General features: G+C 66.1%; 25 protein-coding genes. 8 read left to right on the plus strand and 17 right to left on the minus strand.

Features of this window, described 5'->3' with window-relative positions; translation table 11 throughout:
- Positions 1 to 33: 33 nt before the first annotated feature.
- Positions 34 to 927, minus strand: a complete 894-nt coding sequence (locus ACZ48C_RS22750; protein WP_464783074.1) for a helix-turn-helix domain-containing protein — start codon at positions 925 to 927, stop codon at positions 34 to 36.
- 164 nt (positions 928 to 1,091) lie between these two features.
- On the opposite strand from ACZ48C_RS22750, the gene ACZ48C_RS22755 reads away from it, so the two are divergent.
- The 3 genes from ACZ48C_RS22755 (at position 1,092) to ACZ48C_RS22765 (ending at position 4,681) form a co-directional block, all read left to right on the plus strand.
- Positions 1,092 to 2,336, plus strand: a complete 1,245-nt coding sequence (locus ACZ48C_RS22755) for a cytochrome P450 (RefSeq protein ID WP_464783075.1) — start codon at positions 1,092 to 1,094, stop codon at positions 2,334 to 2,336.
- Positions 2,337 to 2,362: 26 nt separating this feature from the next.
- Positions 2,363 to 2,683 carry a 2Fe-2S iron-sulfur cluster-binding protein gene (locus ACZ48C_RS22760; protein WP_119255279.1) on the plus strand — a complete coding sequence of 107 codons (321 nt, stop codon included), beginning with the start codon at positions 2,363 to 2,365 and terminating at the stop codon, positions 2,681 to 2,683.
- A gap of 270 nt (positions 2,684 to 2,953) precedes the next feature.
- Positions 2,954 to 4,681 carry a chloride channel protein gene (locus tag ACZ48C_RS22765; RefSeq protein WP_464783974.1) on the plus strand — a complete coding sequence of 576 codons (1,728 nt, stop codon included), beginning with the start codon at positions 2,954 to 2,956 and terminating at the stop codon, positions 4,679 to 4,681.
- Between the two features lie 21 nt (positions 4,682 to 4,702).
- Here the strand turns inward: ACZ48C_RS22765 and ACZ48C_RS22770 are convergent, their stop codons facing one another.
- Positions 4,703 to 5,026: a hypothetical protein gene (locus ACZ48C_RS22770; protein WP_424549284.1), complete on the minus strand. Its 324-nt coding sequence runs from the start codon at positions 5,024 to 5,026 to the stop codon at positions 4,703 to 4,705.
- A 204-nt stretch (positions 5,027 to 5,230) separates the two neighbouring features.
- Here ACZ48C_RS22770 and ACZ48C_RS22775 point away from each other — a divergent pair, with 204 nt between their 5' ends.
- Positions 5,231 to 5,446: a hypothetical protein gene (locus ACZ48C_RS22775; RefSeq protein ID WP_119255281.1), complete on the plus strand. Its 216-nt coding sequence runs from the start codon at positions 5,231 to 5,233 to the stop codon at positions 5,444 to 5,446.
- 100 nt (positions 5,447 to 5,546) lie between these two features.
- Complete coding sequence (locus tag ACZ48C_RS22780; protein ID WP_318913048.1) at positions 5,547 to 5,777, plus strand: hypothetical protein; 231 nt, start codon at positions 5,547 to 5,549, stop codon at positions 5,775 to 5,777.
- Between the two features lie 18 nt (positions 5,778 to 5,795).
- Here ACZ48C_RS22780 and ACZ48C_RS22785 read toward each other — a convergent pair whose 3' ends face one another.
- The 5 genes from ACZ48C_RS22785 to ACZ48C_RS22805 form a co-directional block, all read right to left on the minus strand.
- Positions 5,796 to 6,056 (minus strand): DUF982 domain-containing protein, encoded by a 261-nt coding sequence (locus ACZ48C_RS22785; protein ID WP_318913049.1) that lies wholly within the window; start codon positions 6,054 to 6,056, stop codon positions 5,796 to 5,798.
- Between the two features lie 96 nt (positions 6,057 to 6,152).
- Positions 6,153 to 6,467, minus strand: coding sequence for an AzlD domain-containing protein (locus ACZ48C_RS22790; RefSeq protein ID WP_119255284.1), 315 nt, complete (start codon positions 6,465 to 6,467; stop codon positions 6,153 to 6,155).
- Positions 6,464 to 7,204 (minus strand): AzlC family ABC transporter permease, encoded by a 741-nt coding sequence (locus ACZ48C_RS22795; RefSeq protein ID WP_464783975.1) that lies wholly within the window; start codon positions 7,202 to 7,204, stop codon positions 6,464 to 6,466. The genes ACZ48C_RS22790 and ACZ48C_RS22795 overlap by 4 nt, the downstream gene beginning before the upstream one ends.
- A gap of 148 nt (positions 7,205 to 7,352) precedes the next feature.
- On the minus strand, positions 7,353 to 7,829 hold the full coding sequence (locus ACZ48C_RS22800) for a hypothetical protein (protein WP_464783076.1): 477 nt from the start codon (positions 7,827 to 7,829) through the stop codon (positions 7,353 to 7,355).
- 148 nt (positions 7,830 to 7,977) lie between these two features.
- The gene (locus tag ACZ48C_RS22805; protein WP_119255287.1) at positions 7,978 to 9,030 is read right to left on the minus strand and encodes a D-alanyl-D-alanine carboxypeptidase family protein; all 1,053 of its coding nucleotides are present in this window, start codon (positions 9,028 to 9,030) and stop codon (positions 7,978 to 7,980) included.
- A 203-nt stretch (positions 9,031 to 9,233) separates the two neighbouring features.
- Here ACZ48C_RS22805 and ACZ48C_RS22810 point away from each other — a divergent pair, with 203 nt between their 5' ends.
- The 3 genes from ACZ48C_RS22810 to ACZ48C_RS22820 all read left to right on the plus strand — a co-directional run bounded on the left by ACZ48C_RS22810 (position 9,234) and on the right by ACZ48C_RS22820 (position 11,304).
- Complete coding sequence (locus ACZ48C_RS22810; protein ID WP_454634596.1) at positions 9,234 to 9,821, plus strand: undecaprenyl-diphosphatase; 588 nt, start codon at positions 9,234 to 9,236, stop codon at positions 9,819 to 9,821.
- Positions 9,822 to 9,907: 86 nt separating this feature from the next.
- Positions 9,908 to 10,282: a hypothetical protein gene (locus ACZ48C_RS22815; RefSeq protein WP_119255289.1), complete on the plus strand. Its 375-nt coding sequence runs from the start codon at positions 9,908 to 9,910 to the stop codon at positions 10,280 to 10,282.
- Positions 10,283 to 10,632: 350 nt separating this feature from the next.
- Positions 10,633 to 11,304 carry a hypothetical protein gene (locus ACZ48C_RS22820; RefSeq protein WP_464783077.1) on the plus strand — a complete coding sequence of 224 codons (672 nt, stop codon included), beginning with the start codon at positions 10,633 to 10,635 and terminating at the stop codon, positions 11,302 to 11,304.
- On the opposite strand, the gene ACZ48C_RS22825 is transcribed toward ACZ48C_RS22820, so the two are convergent.
- From ACZ48C_RS22825 to ACZ48C_RS22870, 10 genes are read right to left on the minus strand one after another with little or no spacing between them, the layout of a single operon-like run.
- Entirely contained in the window at positions 11,301 to 12,866 is a 1,566-nt protein-coding gene (locus ACZ48C_RS22825; RefSeq protein ID WP_464783078.1) for an isochorismatase family protein, read from the minus strand. The genes ACZ48C_RS22820 and ACZ48C_RS22825 overlap by 4 nt on opposite strands.
- Before the next feature lie 23 nt (positions 12,867 to 12,889).
- Positions 12,890 to 13,774, minus strand: coding sequence for an amidohydrolase family protein (locus ACZ48C_RS22830; protein ID WP_464783079.1), 885 nt, complete (start codon positions 13,772 to 13,774; stop codon positions 12,890 to 12,892).
- Positions 13,771 to 14,880 carry a vWA domain-containing protein gene (locus ACZ48C_RS22835; RefSeq protein WP_464783080.1) on the minus strand — a complete coding sequence of 370 codons (1,110 nt, stop codon included), beginning with the start codon at positions 14,878 to 14,880 and terminating at the stop codon, positions 13,771 to 13,773. Before ACZ48C_RS22835 ends, ACZ48C_RS22830 begins: the two co-directional genes overlap by 4 nt.
- The gene (locus tag ACZ48C_RS22840) at positions 14,877 to 15,758 is read right to left on the minus strand and encodes an AAA family ATPase (RefSeq protein ID WP_464783081.1); all 882 of its coding nucleotides are present in this window, start codon (positions 15,756 to 15,758) and stop codon (positions 14,877 to 14,879) included. The genes ACZ48C_RS22835 and ACZ48C_RS22840 overlap by 4 nt, the downstream gene beginning before the upstream one ends.
- A gap of 8 nt (positions 15,759 to 15,766) precedes the next feature.
- Positions 15,767 to 16,789 carry a xanthine dehydrogenase family protein molybdopterin-binding subunit gene (locus tag ACZ48C_RS22845; protein ID WP_119255295.1) on the minus strand — a complete coding sequence of 341 codons (1,023 nt, stop codon included), beginning with the start codon at positions 16,787 to 16,789 and terminating at the stop codon, positions 15,767 to 15,769.
- Position 16,790: 1 nt separating this feature from the next.
- Positions 16,791 to 18,428 carry a xanthine dehydrogenase family protein molybdopterin-binding subunit gene (locus tag ACZ48C_RS22850; RefSeq protein ID WP_464783082.1) on the minus strand — a complete coding sequence of 546 codons (1,638 nt, stop codon included), beginning with the start codon at positions 18,426 to 18,428 and terminating at the stop codon, positions 16,791 to 16,793.
- 10 nt (positions 18,429 to 18,438) lie between these two features.
- Entirely contained in the window at positions 18,439 to 18,924 is a 486-nt protein-coding gene (locus ACZ48C_RS22855; protein ID WP_119255297.1) for a (2Fe-2S)-binding protein, read from the minus strand.
- Between the two features lie 3 nt (positions 18,925 to 18,927).
- On the minus strand, positions 18,928 to 19,740 hold the full coding sequence (locus ACZ48C_RS22860; protein WP_464783083.1) for an FAD binding domain-containing protein: 813 nt from the start codon (positions 19,738 to 19,740) through the stop codon (positions 18,928 to 18,930).
- Between the two features lie 16 nt (positions 19,741 to 19,756).
- Positions 19,757 to 20,215 carry an SRPBCC family protein gene (locus tag ACZ48C_RS22865; protein WP_318913062.1) on the minus strand — a complete coding sequence of 153 codons (459 nt, stop codon included), beginning with the start codon at positions 20,213 to 20,215 and terminating at the stop codon, positions 19,757 to 19,759.
- 3 nt (positions 20,216 to 20,218) lie between these two features.
- Positions 20,219 to 20,659, minus strand: a complete 441-nt coding sequence (locus tag ACZ48C_RS22870; RefSeq protein WP_464783084.1) for an SRPBCC family protein — start codon at positions 20,657 to 20,659, stop codon at positions 20,219 to 20,221.
- Between the last annotated feature and the right edge of the window lie 3 nt (positions 20,660 to 20,662).

Here is a 20,662-nt window from a genome sequence, read left to right on the forward strand (position 1 = left end):
TGCCGCGCAGGCAACCGGGCCAGCCGGCTACCACTATCGCCGCCCTATTGCATTTCCCGCCGCCGGCTTTGCGGGCACCGGCAGGCCGTGGCCTTCGCGAAAGGCGCTGGGAGCAATGCCGACGGTGCGGGAGAAGTCACGGCTGAAATGGTATGGATCGGCATAGCCGCAGGCGAGCGCGACGGCGGCGACCTTCTCCGCCGTGCGGGTCAGCAGCCCCTTGGCGTGGTTCATCCGCTCGTGCCGCAGCCAGTCCATCGGCGTCGTGCCGGTCAGGCGGCGGAAGCGGCGGTGAAGCTGCGACGGGCTGAGGTCCGCGATGGAAGCGAGCGCCTCGACGCTCCAGCCGCGGGCAAGGTCCCCCCGCATGGCCTGGATGGCAAGGCCGATACGGTCGCCGTCGTCCTCCCCCTCCTCCCCGCGCTGCGCCGCCAGCAGCGCGACGATCTGCGCCACGAACGCGTTCGACACCGCTTCCGCCGCCGCAGGCCGGGTGCGTAGCGCCTCGACCGCCGCCTCGAAGAGCGGGCGGGCACCGGCGGTCCCACCCGGTTCGAAAAGCGGCGCCCTGCCGACCTGCAGCAGATGGAAGACGCGCTCCAGGGCCGCACCCTCGCAGCCGAGCCAAACATAGTGCCAGTGCCGCGCCTGCGGGTGGCAGCCGTGGCGGTAGGCGAGAGCCGTATCCAGCCAGGCGACGCTGCCGGGCGCCGCCATGCTCACCGCGCCGCCGACCCGGATCTCCCCGAGGCCGGAAAGCGTGCAGATCAGGGTCTGGTGATGGAAGCGGCGGGCGACCGGCGGGTCGGCCGGCGTGAAATAGGTGTGGCCGCCGACGAGGATCCGATAGGGATAGGCGGCCGCGTGCCGCCCCGGCGTCTGGAAGAAGATGGCATTGTCCCTGTTGTCGGGGTCCTTGTCGGGCATCTCTGTCGCCTTCGCATGTCGCTCGGAAAGCGGACTATCACGCCGCGACCGTCCATGCGAGTTTTATCCATCATCCTGCGCCTGCGATGCATTCCCTCGCCGGCTAAATCCTCTAGTTTGGCGTGCTTCCGCCGGCAGGCGATGTTTTCGGAGACTTGATGGACATGACCGCGCCGCTCCAGGCTGACATGGATTTTCAGCCGCTTTCCACCGCCTTCGCCCAGAATCCCTACCCGGCCTATGCGGCGCTGCGCGCCCGCGGCGAACCGGTCTACTTCGCCGATTTCGACATCTGGCTGGTCACCCGCTTCGACGACGTCGCGGCCATCGCCCGCGACAATGCCATGGTGCGCTCGGCGGAATTCTTCATGTCGCCGGAAGAGATCGAGGAACAGCAGCGGGCGCAGAACTGGCATGACATGCCGCACCATTCCCGCTTCGTGCAGTTCTCCATGCTCGACAGCGACGGTGCGGTGCACGATCGCCTGCGCAAGCAGGTCTTCCGCGAGTTCACGCCCGCCTTCATCGCCCGCCAGCGCGGCATGATCCAGGACTTCGTCGACCGGCTCGTCGACGGCCTGATCGACCGCGGCGAGATCGATTTCGTCGAGGACCTCGCCGCGCATGTGCCCGGCCATATCATCGGCCGCGTGCTCGGCGTGCCGGACGAGGACTGTCCGCAGCTGCGCGTCTGGTCGGAAAACGTCGTGCGTTTCTTCGACATCGACCGTTCCGACGCGCGCAAGGCCGCCGCCGAAAAGGCGACCACCGAATTCTACCACTATCTCCTGAAGCTGATGGCCGCCCGCCGGGCCGCCCCTGAGGACGACATGATCACCCGCCTGATGGCGGCGCAGGATGCCGGGCACCTCAACGAGGACGAGCTGGTCTCCACCTGCATGCTGATCCTCATGGCCGGCCACGGCTCGACCATCGATGTGCTGGGCTCGGGCATGCACGCATTGCTGCGCTATCCCGACCAGATGCAGCGCCTTCGCCAGGAGCCGGGCGTCATCCAGACCGCGATTCAGGAAATGTTCCGCTTCGAATCGCCGCTGCCCTTCTTCCATCGCTATGCGACGGCGGACTGTCAGATCGGTGGCCGGCCGTTTGCCCGCGGCACGAAGTTCGGCCTGCTCTACGGCGCGGCGAACCGCGATCCGGACGCCTTCGGCGCGGACGCCGATACTTTCAACATCGCCCGCAATCCCAACAGGCACCTTGCCTTCGGCGGCGGCGCGCATTTCTGTCTCGGCAACCATCTGGCGCGGCTCGACATGGAGGTGATCTTCACCACCCTGCTCAAGCGCCTGGAGACAATCTCGCTCGCCGAAGTCGAGCCGCAATACAAGACCGGCCTTTCGGTCCGCGGCCCCGGGGCGCTGAAGATCGCCTTCAAGCCTGCCTGACCCATTCCCAAAATCACGGAAATCCCATGCTCAAGATCAGTTTCATCGGCAATGACGGCAGCACCATCGAGGCGAGCGTCGAGGATGGCCAGAGCGTCATGTCGGCGGCCGTCAGCAACGGCGTCGATGCCATCGCCGCCGAATGCGGCGGAGCCTGCGCCTGCGGCACCTGTCATTGCTACATCGACGAGGATTGGCTGGACCGGCTTTCGCCGCCCGACGACTTCGAGGAGGCAATGCTGGAATGCGTCTCCAACCCGACGCCGCAGAGCCGCCTGAGCTGTCAGGTGAAGATGTCCGCGGCGCTGGACGGCCTCGTCGTGCGCCTGCCGCCCTCGCAGTATTGACCCGGTCGGGCAGGCCCGCCCTGCCCGCCTCCCATCCCTTCCTGCCGCCGAATTGGCGATATTCGGCGGGTTGCGACCAAATTTGCCTTTGACAGACGGGCAGGCGGGATTAAATCCCCTTACCGATCATCCCGCACCACGGGAACAAGGACCGTCGCACGCTCGGCCGGAAGGACGATGAAACAGCATACGATTCGCCATTTCGGCCTGCGCAAGCGGCTGCGGCAGTTGCGCCCCTCGGTGCTCTACCGGTTCCTCAGCCTGGAACTGATGCGCACGCTGCCGCGGCGAAGCGAATTCGGCCTCGTCATCGCCGGTGTGCTGGTCGGCATCGCCGCCGGTCTTTCCGTCGCCGCCATGACCCTTATCGCGCGAACGATGCATTCGACGATCTTCGGCCTTGCCCCTGACCAGCGCCTCAGCGGCGCGGCCGTCGAAAATCCCATCCTGCTGCTCGTCGCGCCCATTGCCGGCGGCATCCTGCTCGGCATTCTCCTGCTGCTGCTCGCCCGCTGGCGCAAGCGGCCGCTGGTCGACCCGATCGAGGCCAATGCCCTGCATGGCGGCCGGCTGTCGCTGACCGACAGTCTCGTCGTCGCGGTGCAGAACCTCATTTCCAACGGCTTCGGCGCCTCGGTGGGCCTGGAAGCCGGCTATACGCAGGTCGCCGCCGGCTTCGCCTCGAAATTCGGCAGCAAACTGAAACTGCGCCGCTCGGACATGCGCATCCTCGTCGGGTGCGGCGCGGCGGGCGCCATCGCCGCCGCCTTCAACGCCCCGCTGACCGGCGCCTTCTATGCCTTCGAGCTGATCATCGGCGCCTATACCATCCTCTCGCTGACACCGGTGGTCGTTTCCGCGCTCGTCGCCAATCTCGTCGCCCGCCTGCTTTCGCCGAGCGATGCCGGCATCGATGTCGGCAGCGTCGGCTCGGTGCTGCCGGCGGACTATGTGCCGGCCCTCCTGCTCGGCGCCATCTGCGGCGGCGTCGGCATCCTGCTCATGCAGGGCGTCGCGCTGGTCGAGGAGACCGCCCGCAAGAGCGCCATTCCCGGCTATGTGCGCCCGGCGATCGGCGGGATCATCGTCGGCCTGCTGGCCATGATCAGCCCGCAGGTGCTTTCCGGCGGCCACGGCGCGCTCCACCTCAATCTCGAGACGAACGTGACGATCCTCGGCCTTCTCGGCCTGTTCCTCCTCAAGGCGGTGGCATCGGCCGTCTCGATCGGCTCGGGCTTTCGCGGCGGCCTGTTCTTCGCCTCGCTCTTCATGGGCGCGCTGATCGGCAAGCTCTTCGCCTTCGCCGCGCCCTATCTCGGCCATGCCTCGCTGGCGCCGGCAAGCTACGCCGTGGTCGGCATGAGCGCGCTTGCGGTCGCCGTCATCGGCGGGCCGCTGACCATGACCTTCCTGGCACTGGAGGTGACGGGCGACTTTCCGATGACCGCGCTGGTGCTGGCCGCCGTCATCACCTCGTCCTTCATCGTGCGCACGCTGTTCGGCTACTCCTTCGCCACCTGGCGATTCCACCTGCGCGGCGAGACGATCCGCAGCGCGCACGATGTCGGCTGGATCCGCAACCTCACGGTCGACAAGCTGATGCGCGCCGACGTGCGCACCGCAGACGCCGCCATGCCGCTCGAGGAGTTCCGCGCGCGCTTCCCCATCGGCTCGACGCAGCGCGTCATCCTCGTCGACGAGGCCGGGAAATATGCAGGGCTGGTGCTTGTGCCGGAAGTCCATGCCGATCTGGTGGAGGCCAAGGATGGCGGCGTGCTGGTGCGGGACGTCGCGCGCCACCGCAGCGACGTGCTCCTTCCCACCATGAACGCCCGGCAGGCCGTCGCCCTCTTCGACCAGACCGAGAGCGAAGCGCTCGCGGTGGTCAGCGACATGATCGGCCAGCGCGTGATCGGCCTTCTCACGGAAAGCCATACGCTGCGTCGCTACAGCGAGGAACTCGACCGCAACCGCCGCGAAATCTCCGGCGAGCTGTGAGGGAAGAGAAAACGCCTCGGCCTAGCGATCGGCAAGAGCATGCTCGGGCCGCGTCGCGTCCCTTGCCTCCAGCGCGGCCTCGATCTGCCGGATCACCTTGACGGCTTCCAGCAGGATCGCCTGCATCTCGTCGTCGTAAAGATGCAACGGCACCCTTCCCGCCTGGATGAGATCGACGGCCTCGGCCGATTCCTGGAGGTAGTCGGACTGGCCGAGCGCCTCCCAGCCTTCATGGATCGTGATATAGGCGCGTCCCAGGAGGCGGAGCTTTTCTCCCTCCGAGAGCGTGGGAACTTCGGCCGCAGCGCGGCTCAATTCGGCAATGACGTCCGGAATGCTTTTCATGGGGCACCTCGGATGCGCGAAAATACGCGGCGCAACCGGTTCATCGTTTATAAAAGTTAGCGCTTATATGAACAAAAACAAGACACCTTTACCCGCTTGCCGCGAATTTTTCATGAAGCCGGGAGAGAGACGCCGGAGCGCCGCAACGTTCGCGCAAGGACGCTGGCGCATCTTCCGCGGCCAATGAAATGGCAGGAGAAATGCGTGTACGACAAATCGGGCATCTTCACATCCAGCACCGAGCGCGCGGCATGGAGCATCGCGGCACGCCATCTTGCCCGCGGGCAGAAGGACCCGGTGCAGATGATCGTCGAAGGCATCGAGGAGGAGCGCCGGCGCTGCATCGAGCTGCTCTATGCAGCAGCGGGCGAGGATGCAAAAATCCCCTCCTTCCTCGCCGATCCCGACAGCGAATGGTAGCCGCCCCTCTCTCGATTTTTTGAAAGGACCGGCGGTGCCTGCACCTTGAACACCGGCGGTCCGATGCCCAGATCAGCGGACACGACGACGGGTGGACGTTATGGGTGATATTTATTCAAAAGGCACGTTTGAACCGGATGAACTGGGTGCATTGCAGCAGATATTCACCGAAGTGACCTCGCAGCCATGGTTCGACCAGACGGACGAGACCAAGGTGGAATTTGCGAAATATCTGTTCGAGACCTTTCCGGCCGTCTCCTTCGACGCGCGCAAGCACCGCTCCATCATCGAGGCGTCCGCGCGGATGTTCTACTCCCGCGAGGCCTCCTGAGACGGCAGCCCTTTCCCCCTACTGCAAGTGCATGAGGATATGCGCTTCTTCCGCCGCCTCCACGAAGGCGCGGCGGACGTCTTCATCCTGCGCCTCCTCTTCCAGGGCGTCCGCACAGACTTCCAGCGCATGAATGAAGGCGCGGCCATGATCGATGGGCCAGCAGTCCGTCAGGAGGATAGCGGCTTCCCGCGTCGACCCCACCATGAAGGGTCCACCCAGGGCTTCCAGGTTGATCGCGACGCCGGCCGGCCAGTCTATGAGCAAGGACGTATCCATGGTCTTGCCTCCTGCGCTATCAATGCAGGGATGCTACTTTAGGTTCCAGAAAATTCCGCGCTATCGGGCATATGATGGGCCGGGATCGAGGCCCGCTCAGGGTATCAGCATCACGCCGAGATAGAGGATCACGCCGACGAGCACGGTCGCAAAGAGGCTGCGCGTCAGGAACGCCACCACCGTGCAGCCCACGGCAGCCGCCACCGTCGCGGCCGTTCCGCCATCCTCGCCGGCATATTTCACCAGTTCCAGCGTCACGATCGCGATCATGATGCTGGAGGGGATGAAGCCGAGCCAGGCCATGGCGAAGGCCGGCAGTCTTGCGCCGGCCAGGAAGACGATGGGCAGGGCGCGGATGCAGATGGTGATCGCCGCGCAGATCGCGACGGTCAGCAGGAAGGAGCCTGTCATGACGGCATCCCCCGGCGTTCGTGGATTTGCAGCGCGGTCGCGCAGATCGTCGCGGCCAGGGCCGTCGCGACCAGGACGGAGACATTGACGTCGAGGACGCGCATCGTCGCCAGCACGGCGGCGGCCGACGTGACCATCGCCACGATCTCCAGCCGCTTCCGGGCGCTGCCGAAATAGTTGAGCGCCAGCAGCCCGATGAACATGGCCGTCAGGCTGAAACCGAGGCCATGCGAGATGCCGGCGGGGATGACCGCCGCGAACAGGGCACCCATGAAATTGGCGACGATCCAGTTTACATAGGCCGCCACGTTGAGCCCGAGCATCCAGCGATAGGGCAGCGCCCCGCGTCCCGTCGCGAACTGCGTGGCGACGCCGAAGGTCTCGTCGGTCAGCAGCACGCCGCTGACGAATTTCTGCATGGTCGAGGCGCCCGAGAAGAAGCGCGCGAGATAGGAACTCATCAGCAGGTAGCGGATATTGACGAGCAGCACCGCCAGCACGACCGCCGACGGCCCCGCCCCCGCCGTCCAGAGGGAATAGAAGAGGAACTGCGCGGAGCCCGCATAGAGCAGGGCGGAAAGCAGCAGGATCTCGCCCGTGCTGAAACCCGAGATCGCGCCGATGGCGCCGGAGGCGAAGCCGATGCTCCAATAGCCGAGGATCGTCGGCCCGCAGGCGATGACGCCCTCGATGAATGCGGAGCGCGCACCGGCTGCCGTGATGTTCTGTTCTGGCATGTCACTCAAGTGTCTGTTCGTTGACCCGCCTGTTGCGGCGGGGCGGGAATTTCGGCCTGCACGACCGGAGCGCAGATATAGCGATCCGAGGGAAGGGTGTCACGGGCTGACGACCCGTTCCACCAACCACCGGCTCTTCACATGAAAGCTACTCCCGGCATTCCGCCGGCACGGCCTCGTCGAGGCTGCCCGCGGCGGCCGGCTTCAGGCTGCCCTTCTCGATCTGCAGCGGACGGAAGGGCGGCTCCTGGATCGCGGGATTCACCTGTCGCACCACGTAGCAACCCGCGAAGACCTCTTCCTTGCCGTCCGCGCGATGGGCGCGGATGGCGAGGGGAACCTGAAAATAGACGCTGCCGGCAGCGCCCTCCTCGCTGACAGCGCCGAGCGCCACGTCGACGGCCTCGGTGCCGGCATAGCCTTCAGCGAAGGCCGCAAAGTCCGCCGCCGGCTTGCGGTCGCCGAAATAGTCCCAGGCCCGGGCATATTCCTTCCGGTCGATGGCGTTGTAGAGCGACCTGACGAGCGAAGCCGCATCGGAGCGGTCGTCACGGTAGGCGGGGTCGGCGGCTACGGCATGGGCAGCAGCAAGAACGACGGCGGCAACCGAAAGGTATCTGATCATGGCGATCCTCCTCTTTCGCGGCCGGGCATGGCGGGCCGGCAAACCGCGCCTAGAGTATTTCCAGCAAAAGCGCGAAGCGGTTTTGCGTTCGCAGATGCGGTAGAACAAAGAGTTAGAGCGTTTTCGCGACTTGGAAAGCGGAAACGCCCTAAGACGGACGCCGGGCGGGAACCGGCACATCCTTGAGATTGTCGTTGGCCCAGGTCCTGATCGCACGGACCTCACCGGGAATCTCGTCCTTCAGATAGCTCTCGTGGCCCGGCAGGCCCATGGGGTAAAGCGCATCCCGGCTTGCCTCATAGGCCGCGCTCTTGTCGGTGCACAGGCGGATGCGCATGTCCTCCGGCTGCAGATCGCCCCGGTTCTTCAGGTCCTCAAGGCGCCCCGCGCCGCTCGCAAGGCGCCCGTCGAAGGCCTGCGTCAGATATTGCGCCGAACGTTCGTTGCGCTCGCGCTCGGTCGTCGCCCCCATCATGACGACCATGACGCGCTTTCCGTTGCGCGTGGCGAGTCCGACATAATTCCGGCCGGAGGCACAGAGAAAGCCGGTCTTCATGCCGATCGTGCCGCTGAAACGCGTCAGCAGCAGGTTGTTCGACTTGATCTCCTTGCCGTCGATCGTCACCGCAGCCGCCTGGAAGAAGCGGCTATATTCGGGAAAGGCCCGGTCCACTTCCAGTCCCAGCAGCGCGAGGTCGCGCGCGGTCGTATAGTTGGTCTTGTCGAAAAGCCCGTTCGGGTTGGAAAAATGCGTGCCGGTCATGCCGAGGCGCGCGGCCGCATCGTTCATGCGCTGGACGAAGGCCTTCTCGTCGGGCACCACCGCTTCGGCAAGCGCCACGGCGACGTCGTTGGCCGAGGCGGTCAGCATGGCGAAGAGCGCGTCTTCCAACGTCATGGTCCGCCCGAGGGTGAGGCCGGATTCCAGGAACGCCTGCTTCGTCGCATTGCGGGTCATGGTGACGGGGGTGGCAAGATTCACCTCGCCGGCCCGGATGGCCTCGAACACCACGAAGGCGGTCATGAGCTTGGTCGTCGAGGCGGGATACCAGGGCGCGCCCGCCTCTTCCTGATAGAGCACCTGATGGTTCCCGGCATCCACCACGAGCACGGGCGTGGCATGCGCCGGGGCCGCGAGCAGAAGGGATGCGATGAACGCCAGTCGTGTCCATGGCCGTCCGGCCGTCGGGGTCTTGATCATGCGCCAGTCTCCGGAGGAAGGCCCCTAATGCCACGAGGCGCGGCCGGAAGACAAGCATTTAGGTCGGTAAAGATGTCGCGGGTGCCCCGGGCTACCCGCTCACGTTCGCCTCCGCGTTCTCCACAGCCTTTTCCTCCGGGCGGCATGATGCCGCCACGATCCGGGCCCAAGGCGCGGAGTGACATGCATCTGACAGGCCCTTCATGCTCGATTTCGATACCGATCTGTTTCTGCTCCTGAATGCCGGCACAACGCCGAATACGGTTGTCGCGTGGCTCGCGATCTTCATCGCGAAGTTCGTCATTCTGGTCATTCCGCTTTATCTCGCCTGGCTGTGGATCGCGGGCGGCCGGCGCAACCGGCTGACGGCCGTCGCCCTCGTTCTCGCCTTCCTGCTGGCGATCGTGCTGAGCTATCTCATCGGGCTCGTCGCCTTCCGGCCGCGCCCCTTCATGGCCGGCGTCGGACATGCGCTGGTCGAGCACCGGCCGAACGGCTCCTTCCCGAGCAATCACGGTCTTGCCTTCGCGGTCTCCGCGGCGCTGCTGTTCATGATACGGCGGCGCAGCGCGGCCTGGTGGGCGGCGGGGCTCGGCCTCCTGGTAGCATGGTCGCGCATCTATATCGGCGTGCACTATCCGCTCGACATGCTCGGCGCGGCGATCCTCGCCGTTCCCCTCGCCATGGCCTCGCTCTGGATCATGGACCGGCACGGCAAGGCGATCCTTTCCGTGCTGGAGCACCTGCAGGCGCTTGCGCTCCGCCCCCTTGCCAGAAGGATGCGGCCCTGAGGCCGGCACTCTTCGCGGAACAAATCCGCCCGTGTGGAATTTCGCGATAGTCCGGTTCGCTCGGTCGCCGTGCAAGGGAGGAAAGAATGAAGTGGATTGTCGGTGCTGCTCTCGTCTTCGCCTCGCCAGCCTATGCCCAGAGCCCGGAGCTTCAGGCGACATGCACCGACATCGCCAAGAACTTCTTCATGACGGACACGCTCAATATCGGCGTGGTGCAGTCCTTCCCTGAACTGAAGCCGCCCGGCGTGCGCTTCACCTATTCCCAGCGGGCCGACCAGCAGAAATCGGAAATGACCGACGAGTTCGAATGCGAATTCGACAAGGCGGAACACCCCTATACGTTGCGCCGCTTCTGCGTCTCGCGGACCTGCTATTCCGCCCAAGAGGACGACGGCGACCGCAAGCGGCGCTTCGATGAATTGCAGATCCTCCTGAAACGTGCGCAGAAATCACCGTGAACCCGGCCCGTTGCATTGCAATCCTTGCATAGGTGAAATGCACAACCAATGCTTGTCATGTCACCGGAATTCAAACATATTCAGGACAGCTGATGCATATGGCGGCCTTTTCTCCTCCCAGTACCGCCGCAGCAGCTGTTCCCCTCTGGAGGTTCAGATCTCCACATCTCATGGGCCGCGGTTTCCGACGGCCCATTTTTTTGCGCCCTCGCCCGAACCCACGAGACATATCCTCCGCCTGTCCCATCGATCAGCTGGAACCGCACGCATTTTTCTGAAATATAGCGCGCGCATGCCTGCCGCGGCTCCATCGCCGTCGGGCGCGGAAGGAAACAACGATCGTGAATGCCATGAAATCCACGCTCCCGCTATGCGCCGCCCTTGCCATCCTGTGCCAGATGGCGGGACAAGTACCCGCCTACGCCGAGGAGGCGCAGCCGGATGCCGCCGCATTCGAGCTGACGCCCGAGACATTATCGGCCCTTGCCGAATGCAGGGCGCCGCGCGAGGCGCTGGGCGAAACCGGAATGGTGCTCTTCATGAGCGGGAACCTGCCGGCATGGCTGAAGCCGGTCCCCGACAACGGCCATGAGGGAATGCTGGGTCTGGAAACCTTCGAGCTTGCCGAGCCCGTCGCGGTGTTCGGCAAGCCCGTCACCCGCATCTCCTTCCTGCAGGAATGGGTGGTGATCGAGGACACCTATGACGCGGCGCGGACGCTGATCGAGGCAAAGGGCATGAAGCGCGCGCCGATAAAAATGACCGAGCAATATTACCGCTTCGCCGACCCCGAAAGCGGCCCGATGCTCGGCGCCTTCGCCCCGACGGACAACGCGCTCGCCATGATGCTGGGGCACCCGCGGAAACGGGGACCCCGAAGACGATGTTCGTCGGCTGCAACTATACGGTCGCCTCGCAGCAGGAATTCCTCGATGCCGCCGGCAAGGCCGACGCGACGGCGGCCGGCGCCGGGGCGGACATCATGGAGATGCTGGAAGGCGAGCCTTGAACGTACAGGCTAGCGCAGGGCATCGATCACGTCGGCCGACCGGGTGACAGCCGATACGTTCTGGAGGGCGTAGTTGATCGCGGCGTTGTGCCAGTCGGCATTCATCGTCGAGCAGCAATCCTCCGGCACGATCATGATATAGCCCTTATCCGCACCGGTGCGGGCGGTGTGCTCGATGGACATGTTGGTCCATGCCCCGGTGACGATGACCATGTCGCGCTGCTGCGCCTTCAGGATCGTCTCGAGGCGCGTGCCCTCCCAGGCGCTCATCCGCATCTTCTCCACGACATGATCGCCCGGTTTCGCCTCGAGCCCGTCGACCGGCGCCACGCCCCAGCTGCCGCGCACCAGCGCGTTGCTCTCCACGACCCCCTCGAAGAGCGGCGCATTGAGCGTCAGGCCCGCCGCCCCCGGTTCCACGACGAACCAGACATGGATGACCGGCACGCCGAGCGCGCGGCAATGGTCCGCCAGCCGCGCGATGTTGCCGATGGCGTTCTGCTCGCGGCAATGCTGCGGCGCGCCGGAACCGGCAAAGGCCCCGCCCTCGATCACCACGTCGTTCTGCATATCCTGGATGATCAGCGCGCAGCGCGCCGGATCGAGTACCGCGCCGGAAGAGGCCGCCCCTGATCCCGCATCGGTGCGCATGCTTGCTGCTGTTGCGGCCATGAACGGCTCCCTGCGCGGCCCGACCCGCGTTTCGATCGTGTAGACGGAGGTGGTGGCGCAGACATGGAGCGTGCGCCAGTCCGGCCCGCCCCAGTGCATGTTGGCGGCCTCCTCCGGGATCGCGACCTTGCCGACAAGCCTGCCGCCCGGATTATAGATCCAGAGCCCGCCGGGCGCCGTCACCCAGACATTACCCTCGGCATCGCATTTCATCCCATCCGGGAGACCCGGCCTGCCGGGATCGCGAATGCCGGTCGCGAACATCCGCCCTTCCGAAAGCGAGCCGTCCGGCCGCACGTCGAAGACACGGATATTCGCCTGCTCGGTGTCGTTGATATAGAGAAGGCACTCATCCGGCGAGAAGCAGAGGCCGTTGGGCTGGGAGAAAAGATAGCGGCTGGTGACGAGCTGCGGCTCGCGGCTTGTCGCGCCCGGCGGAATGCGGAACACGCCCTGCCAGCCGAGCTCGCGCGGGCGCTCGACGCCGAAGCCCGCCATGCGGCCGTACCACGGATCGGTGAAATAGATCGAACCATCCGAGCGGATGCAGAGATCGTTGGGCGAATTCAGTTCCCGCCCCTCGAAATGCGAGGCCAGTACCTCCCGGCGCCCGTCCGGGCCGATCCGCGCGACGCTGGAGGTCGCGTGTTCGCAGACGACGAGATTGAGCGCGGCATCGTAGGTCATGCCGTTGCCCTTGTTGGAGGGCCGCGCCACCTCGCGCACGCCGGAGCGGTCGAGCCGACGCCGCACGTCGCCGGGCATGTCGGAAAAGAGCAGGTAATGGTCCAGCGGATGCCAGACCGGACCTTCGGTGAAGATGAAGCCGGTACCGGCGCGCGTAAACGCCGCCTGCGGATCGATCAGCCGCTCGAAGGCGGGATCGAGTGCTTCATGAACCATCGCGCGCCCTCCCCGAGGCTCGATCAGAGCTTGTAGACACGGCTTGCCGTGTCGTGGAAAACCGCCTGCCGCGCGGTCTCGTCGAGGCTAGATGCCGCGATCTGGAAAGCGCCGAGCAGCGCGCCGTAGTCCGTCCAGAGCTTCTCGATGGGGAAGTTGGAGCCGAAGAGGCAGCGACTGGCGCCGAAAATGCCGACCGTGTCGGCGAGGATGCGGGCGATGTGCCCCGTATCGTTGCGGTGAATGAAGGTGCCATAGGCCGAAAGCTTGCTGACGACGTTCTGCTCGCGGGCAAGCGCCTGCAATTCGGATTTCCAGGTGGCATAGCCTTCCGTGCCCATGTCCTCGGGCATGCCGGAATGCTGCAGCACGAAGGTCACGTTCGGGCAGGCGCGGGCAAGCTCCGCCGCTCCCTTCATCTGCGGGGCGAAGACCTGCAGGTCGAAACTCCAGCCGTAATCGGCAAGCCGCGCGACATTGCGCCGGACATTGGCATCGCGGCAGAGATCCGGGCCGGAAGCGAAGCGGTAGAGCGGATTGCGATGCCAGTGGAACTGCTGGCGGATGCCGCGCATGCGGGAATATTTCGCCAGCCGGTCGAGCGCGGGGCGGGCGTCCTCCACCGTCATGTCGCAATAGCCGACGATGGCGTGCGGCCAGCCGGTGCGCTCCCCCTCGCCCTGCACCCAGGCGACTTCGTCCTCGAAGCGGTCCCTCGCCCAGTTGGCCTGCACATAGACGGATTTCGTAACACCCCGGCCTTCGATATCTGCGAGGAATTCCTCGATGGGATAGTCGCGCCGGATCGCCTCGTAGGGCCCGAAAATGCGCGGCTGCATCGGACCCATCAACCAGGGCAGGTCGCGCTGGCGCCAGATATGGTGATGTGCGTCGACGATCTTCATCATGCTGCCCTCGCTATCGTCAGGATTTCCTCGCAGATCGCGGCAGTGCCGGAGCCGTTGCCCAGCCGGTCGAGGATCGGCGCGATGGCCGAGATCGCGGCGGTCTGCGGAACATATCCGCTGTCGCCGGCAAGCGGCGTCAGCCATGCGAGCTTCCAGGCGCGGCGGGAAAGCGCCCGCACCGCCTCCACCAGCCGCTCCGGATCGCCGCGCTCAAGCCCGTCGGAAAGAACGATGACCAGCGCGCCGCGCGAAAAGCCCGCAAAGCGCGGCACCGAGAGAAAGGCGGCGAGCGCATCGCCGAGCCGCGTGCCGCCGTCCCAGTCGGCAACGAGCGTCGCAGCGTTCGCGAGCGCCTGCTCCTGCCGCCTGAGCCCCAGCGCACGGGTCACGCGGGTGAGCCGCGTGCCGAGAGTGAAGATTTCCACATGATCCGAGACGGCGGCGAGCGCATGGGCGAAGCGCATATGGGCTTCCGTCTGCTGCTTCATCGAGCCGGAAACATCGATGAGGAGCAGGATGCGGCGCTGGCGCGTCTTGCGCGCCATCTGTGGAAGGCGCATCACCTCGCCGTCGCGCTTGACGGCGTCGCGCATGAGCTTGCGCATGTTCCAGCGATCGCCCGATTTTGCCGGCGCGCGGCGCTGCGTCAGGCGCCGCGGCAGGCGGCTTGCCGCCTGCTTGCGAAAGCGCCGCAACGCTTCGTTCTCCGCAAGGTCGGCGAACTGCCGGAGCGTCAGCACCTCGCTGCCCGTCGCCTGCTCGCCGGCCTCGTTGATCTCGTCGGCCTCCGGCGGCTCCATCTCGCCCTCGCGCTCGTCGAAGGCCTGCAGCTCCTCGTCGTCCTCCGCCTTCTCGCCGGCCGCGATCGACTGGCCGAGGAAATGCAGACGGAAGAGCGCGTCGAAATCCTCCCGTCGCTCCGGTGGCGGGGCGAGCGTGGCAAGCCCCGCCTTGTGGATGTCGCCCATCTGCCGGGGGCCGAGCAGGCCGACGGCGGCGATGAACATTTCCGTCTGCTCCGGCGCCACCATGAAGGCATTCTCGCGCAGGAGCGTCGAGAACTCGACGAAGGGACGCGCGGCGCGCGGCAGGTCCCCGCCGCTCATGCCGCCGCTCCCGAAATCAGCGTGTCGAGCCGCGGCGCGGTGAAGGCGAGATCGTCCTGATCCTTGAGGGCGACACCGATCGCCCGCCTGAAGGCGGCGGGCCAGGGCGCGCCCTGCGAATGGAGCAGCGTGGCGGCTTCCGCCCATTCCACGGTCTCGGCGACGCCCGGAGGCTTGGCGAGCGGCTCCTGCCGCAGCCGCCCGACCGCGGCGACGACCGCTTCGGCGGTGCTGCGCGCGACGGCGCTGGCCCGCATCATCACGATCTCCGCCTCGCGGACCGCATCCGGATAGCCGATCCAGTGATAGACGCAGCGGCGGCGCAGCGCCTCGTGCAGATCCCGCGTGCGGTTGGAAGTAAGGATGACGACGGGGCGGTGTTCGGCGCGCACCGTGCCGCGCTCGGGAATGGAGATGGAGAAATCGGAGAGGAATTCCAGCAGGAAAGCCTCGAATTCATGGTCCGAGCGGTCGATTTCATCGATGAGCAGCACGGCGTCGCGCGGGCTCGTCAGCGCCTCCAGCATGGGCCGGTTGATGAGGAACTCATCCGAATAGATGTTGACATAGGTGTCGCCGGCCTGACGGATCGCCAGCATCTGGCGGGGATAGTTCCATTCGTAGAGCGCCGCGGCGGAATCGATGCCCTCGTAGCATTGCAGGCGGATGAGGCTGCGGCCGAGCACCGAGGCGATAGCCTTGGCCGCCTCCGTCTTGCCGACGCCCGGCGCGCCTTCGAGCAGCAGGGGCTTGCCGAGCGCCAGCGCCAGATACCCCGCCGTCGAAAGACCGTCGTCGGCAAGGTACTGCGCCGCCGTCAGGGCGGAGGCGAGCTTTTCCGGGCTGTCGATGCCGACGATGGAGCGGGTGACGGGCACGGCCTACCTCACCATTTCGGCTGCGGGCGCGCGCCGCCCTGCGCGGCGAGCGCCCGCAGGATCTTTTCCGGCGTGATCGGAAGATCGTCGATGCGCACGCCGACGGCGTTGAAGACGGCGTTGGTGACGGCCGGCAGCACGGGATTGGCGCACATTTCCCCCGGTCCCTTGCCGCCGAACGGGCCATCGGGCGCCGGCCGCTCCAGCACGGATATGTGGTGCGGCGCGATATCGCCGGGGCCGGGCATGACATAGTCGTTGAAGTCCACCGGGCCATGGCTGCGGTCGGGATAATAGGGCTCCGTGGTCTCCCAGAGCGTGTGGCTCATGCCCATCCAGGCGCCGCCGACGAGCTGCTGCTCCACCAGCCGCGGATTGAGCGCCCGGCCGACCTCGTAGCAACTGTTCATCTCCACGACATTCACCTCGCCCGTCTCGTCGTCGACATCGATATCGACGATCATCGCGGCATGGGCAAAGCAGGTGACCGGCGTCATCTCGCCCGTTTCCGGATCGACATCCGACAGCGGTACGAGGAAGATGCCGCGGCCGGACACGGTCTTGCCCTGCTTGAACTGGGCGGCATTGCAGGCGGCCGCCGTGGTGATCGACTTCGACGGGGCGCCCTTCACATGGATATTGCCCTTGCCGTCGGTCACGAGATCCTCGGCATTGACCTCCAGTTCCTCGGCCGCCGCCTCCATCATCACGGCGCGCGCCTCGGTGGCCGCGGCGATCACCGCATTGCCGACGCGGTGCGTGCCGCGCGAGGCGAAAGACCCCATGCAATGCGGGCCGGTATCGGAATCGGCCGTATCGACATAGACGTCCTCCACGGGAATGCCGAGCGTTTCGGCGGCGATCTGGCGCGTCACCGACTTCATGCCCTGCCCGAGATCGATGGAGGAGAGCGCGACCATGAACTTGCCGTCCGGGTTGGAATGGACGAGCGCCTGCGACGGGTCGCCGCCGAGATTCATGCCGATCGGGTAATTGATGGCGGCAAAGCCGCGTCCGCGATGGATCGTCATGTCAGCGCCTCCTGAGGCCGGAAATGGACGAGAAGCGGTTGCCGGCCGGCCGGGTCGTCGTTGGCGACGGAGCAGCGGGCGGCGGGGCGGCCTGTGCCGGCTCGTAGGGCCGGACGGGTTGCGGCTCCGGGTTGTGGGACGGCGGCGTATAGGCCAGCGCGGGTGTGTAGCCCGGCGCCGGCGGCGGCTGGTAGCTGCCGAGGCCGGAGGCCGGTCTGGCAAGGCCGCGATTGTCGATGATCGTGTGCGGGATCGCTGCCCGCTCGCCACCACCGCCCTTCAGCGAGGACATGGCGCGATATTCCGGGCCGATCGACCATTTCGCCTTTTCCGCCACGACCTGGCAGCATTCGACGAGGGCGGTGTTCTTGGCGAGCCGCCGGTGGGCCTTCATGTCCCCGTCGAGATAGGCGTTCTTCAGTCGCAGCTCGATCGGGTTCATCTTCACCCGGTGGGCGACCTTGTCCATGTGGGTCTCGATGGCGAAATCCACGCCCGTGATGCCGAAGCCGCGCATGGCGGTGGCCGGCGTGCGGTTGGTGAAGACGCAGTAGACATCCGCCGAGACATTCGGGATCGTATAGGGCCCCGGCAGGTGGCCGACGCTCTTGATGATCGCGTAGCTCGAAAGGCGCGTATAGGCGCCGCTGTCGAAATAGCCGGTGAACTTGCGGGCGACGATGCGGCCGTCGTTCATCACCCCGTCGGTGATGTACCAGCGCTCCGCCCCGCGCGGGGCACCGACCTGCATCTCCTCCTCGCGATTCCAGATGAACTTGACCGGCCGTCCCGTCAGCATGCAGCCGAGGATGGCCATCGGCTCATGGATGGAATCCACCTTGCCGCCGAAACCGCCGCCCACGGTGCCGCCGATGAAATGCATGCGGTTTGACGAGAGCTTCAGGATCTTCGCCGCCGTGCCGAGCGAGAAGAACAGCGCCTGCGTCGAGGTATAGACGACATAGCGGTTGTTGGTCTCGGGCGCGGCGATGGCGCCGCAGGTCTCCGTCGGCGCCTGCTCGATGGGCGACATCTGGTAGCGGCCTTCGACGACATGGTCCGCCTGCCGGAGCGCCGCCTCCACGTCGCCGAAACGCAGCTTCTGGTGATCGTATTTCTCGTGATAGGTGAAGGTATTGGCGGGATAGGTCGGATTGACCGAAGGCGCGCCCGGTTTCAGCGCCTCCTCGACATCGAGCACATGGGGCAGCACGTCGTAATCGACGCGGATCTTCGCGATGGCGTCATAGGCCTGCCGCTCGCTTTCCGCCACCACGGCGACGACCGGCTCGCCGACATAGGCGACCTTCTTGTCGGCCAGCATCGGCTCGTCGTCGAGGCCGAAGCCCATGAGGCTGAGCAGGGTGTTGAGGTTGTGCGGCACGTCCCGGGCGCGGATGATGCGCCTGACGCCCGGCATGCGTTCGGCCTCGGACGTGTCGACCGAGCGGATGCGCGCATGATGGTGCGGCGAGCGCAGGCATTTCAGGTGCAGCAGCCCGTCGAACAGGTGATCGTCGAAGAAGGGGGATCGGCCGGTCACATGGCCGAGCATGTCCTGGCGCTGCGTCGACTTGCCGATCTCGTTGAGCGTATCGTCGCGCTCGTCGGCGAAATATTCCTTGCGAAATTCGATCATGGCCGGCCCCTCACGCGTAGCGCCGCCCGCCGCCGGATGCGGCGGCGGCCAGGATGGCCGCGATGATCGGCTCGTAGCCGGTGCAGCGGCAGATGTTTCCCGAGATAGCCTCGACGACCTCCTCCCGCGTGGGAGACGGATTGCGGTCGAGCAGCGCCTTGGCGGCCATCAGCATGCCGGGCGTGCAATAGCCGCACTGGGCGGCGAAGCCATCCATGAAGGCCTGCTGCAGCGGATGAAGCTGCGGCCCCATGGCGAGGCCTGCGGTCGTCTCTATCGCGCGGTTCTCGACGGTTTCGGCGAGCGTCAGGCAGGAAAGGTGCGGCTCGCCGTCGATGAGCACCGTGCAGGTGCCGCAGGTGCCCTGCCCGCAGCCATATTTCGGCGACAGATCGCCGACGCCGCGCCGCAGCGCCTCGAGCAGGTTCTGGCCCTCCTCGACGAAGATCGCCTTTCCGGAACCGTTGAGCTGGAACTGGAGGGGTTTCCTGGTCATGACTTACCTCCTCTGGTCGAGCAGAAGCCGCTTCAGATGAACCGGCGCCACCTGGCGGCGGTACCATTCCGAGGCGAGCGCATCGGTCTGCGGATTGATGCCGTCGGTGGCGGCGGAAAGCGCGGGCGCGATGCCCTGCTCGTCGAGCGTGCGGCCTTCGAGTGCCTGCTCGACGGCCAGCGCCCGCACCGGACGACCGCCCATGGCGCCATAGGCGACGCGCGCGCCGGAAACCCGCCCGCCATTCGTCGGAAGCAGCGCGGCGATGGACAGGACCGCGACACCCTTCGGCTTCACGCGGCTCACCTTGACGAAGCGGAAAGCGCGCGAATCGCGCGGGCGCGGCACGATCACCGAGAGCACGAGGCGGCGCGGCTCGCGGTCGCGCGCATCGAGGAAATCGCCTATCGGCACGGGCGTACCGCCCACCGGCACCACTTTGGCGTCGAGCGCCAGCAGCGCGGCGGCGAAGTCGCCATAGGGGGAGGCGGCAAAGAGATTGCCGCCGACCGTCGCGACGGTACGAATGGCCGGCCCGCCGATGACCTTCGCGACGGGCGCGAGGAAGGCCGCGTCGCGGCTGGCGATGATCTGGGCCATCGTCACGCCGGCGCCGATCACCACGCTGTCGCCCTGCATCTGGATCTGCCTGAGGCGCGGATCGGTGGCGCGCACGATCGTATCGAAGGCCTGGTCGCCGGCATTGACCGCCCGCATGACGAGCGTGCCGCCGCCGAAATAGCGCGCCGTCCGGCTGGCGGCGAGCGCGCGCTCGGCCTCCTCGGCGCCCTGGAATGTCCTCACACTGACCGGCATCTGTCCGCTCCTCCCGTCATGCATCCGCCGCGCGGGCGGCGAGGCCCATGTGCCGGCGCACCGCTGCGAAACCCGTTTCGTAAATGCCTTCGCCGACCATCGCGGCAAGCGCTGCCTCCTCGCCCGCCGGCGTGTCGAAGCGCGATTGCCATTCCCAGAAGGTCAGGTCGCCATCCGTCACCGGCGTCAGCCGCACATGGGCGACGTAGTTGAGCAGCGGCACCGGCGTATCCAGCAGGCAATAGCTGAAGGCCATGTCCATGTCGGAGAGCGTCAGGAGCTGTTCACGCAGCTCGGAACCGTCCGCCAGATGGAAGCGGCGGACGCAGCCGACACGGTCGAACGGCTGCCCGCGCTCGATCTGGCTGTCGGCGACGGCCGGGTGCCAGCGGTCATGGCCATTGAAATCGCGCAGGACCTCCCAGACCGCCTCGACGGGCGCCTCCAGAACGGTGCTCTTGACGATCTTCACCATCGCTCAGCGGCTCCCGAAATGACGCTTCAGCGCATCGAAGCCGCCCAGGAAGACATTGGTGCCAATGCCGTTGACGAGGTCTTCCGCCACCTCCGGCTCGCAGTCGAATTCGGCGGTCCATTCGGCGAATGTCCGCTCGCCGTCCGTCACCGGCGTCAGCCGGAGATTGGCGACATAGTTCGTCAGCGGCATCGGGCTTTCGAGGATCGCGTAAGTGCAGAACATGTCGTAGTCGGAAAGCCCGAGCAGCTTCTCGCGGATGCGGTCGCCGTTCTGCAGATGAAAGTCGCGCACGCAGCCGATCCTGTCGGAAGGCTCACCGTTCTCGATGCGGCTGTCGCGGATGCGCGGGTGCCAGCGCGGCAGGCCGTTGAAGTCGCGCACGCGCTCCCAGACCTTGGCGGCCGGGGCGTCGATGACGCTGGAAACGAACACTCTTGCCATGTC

The sequence above is a fragment of the Shinella sp. 1A1 genome (assembly GCF_055379515.1).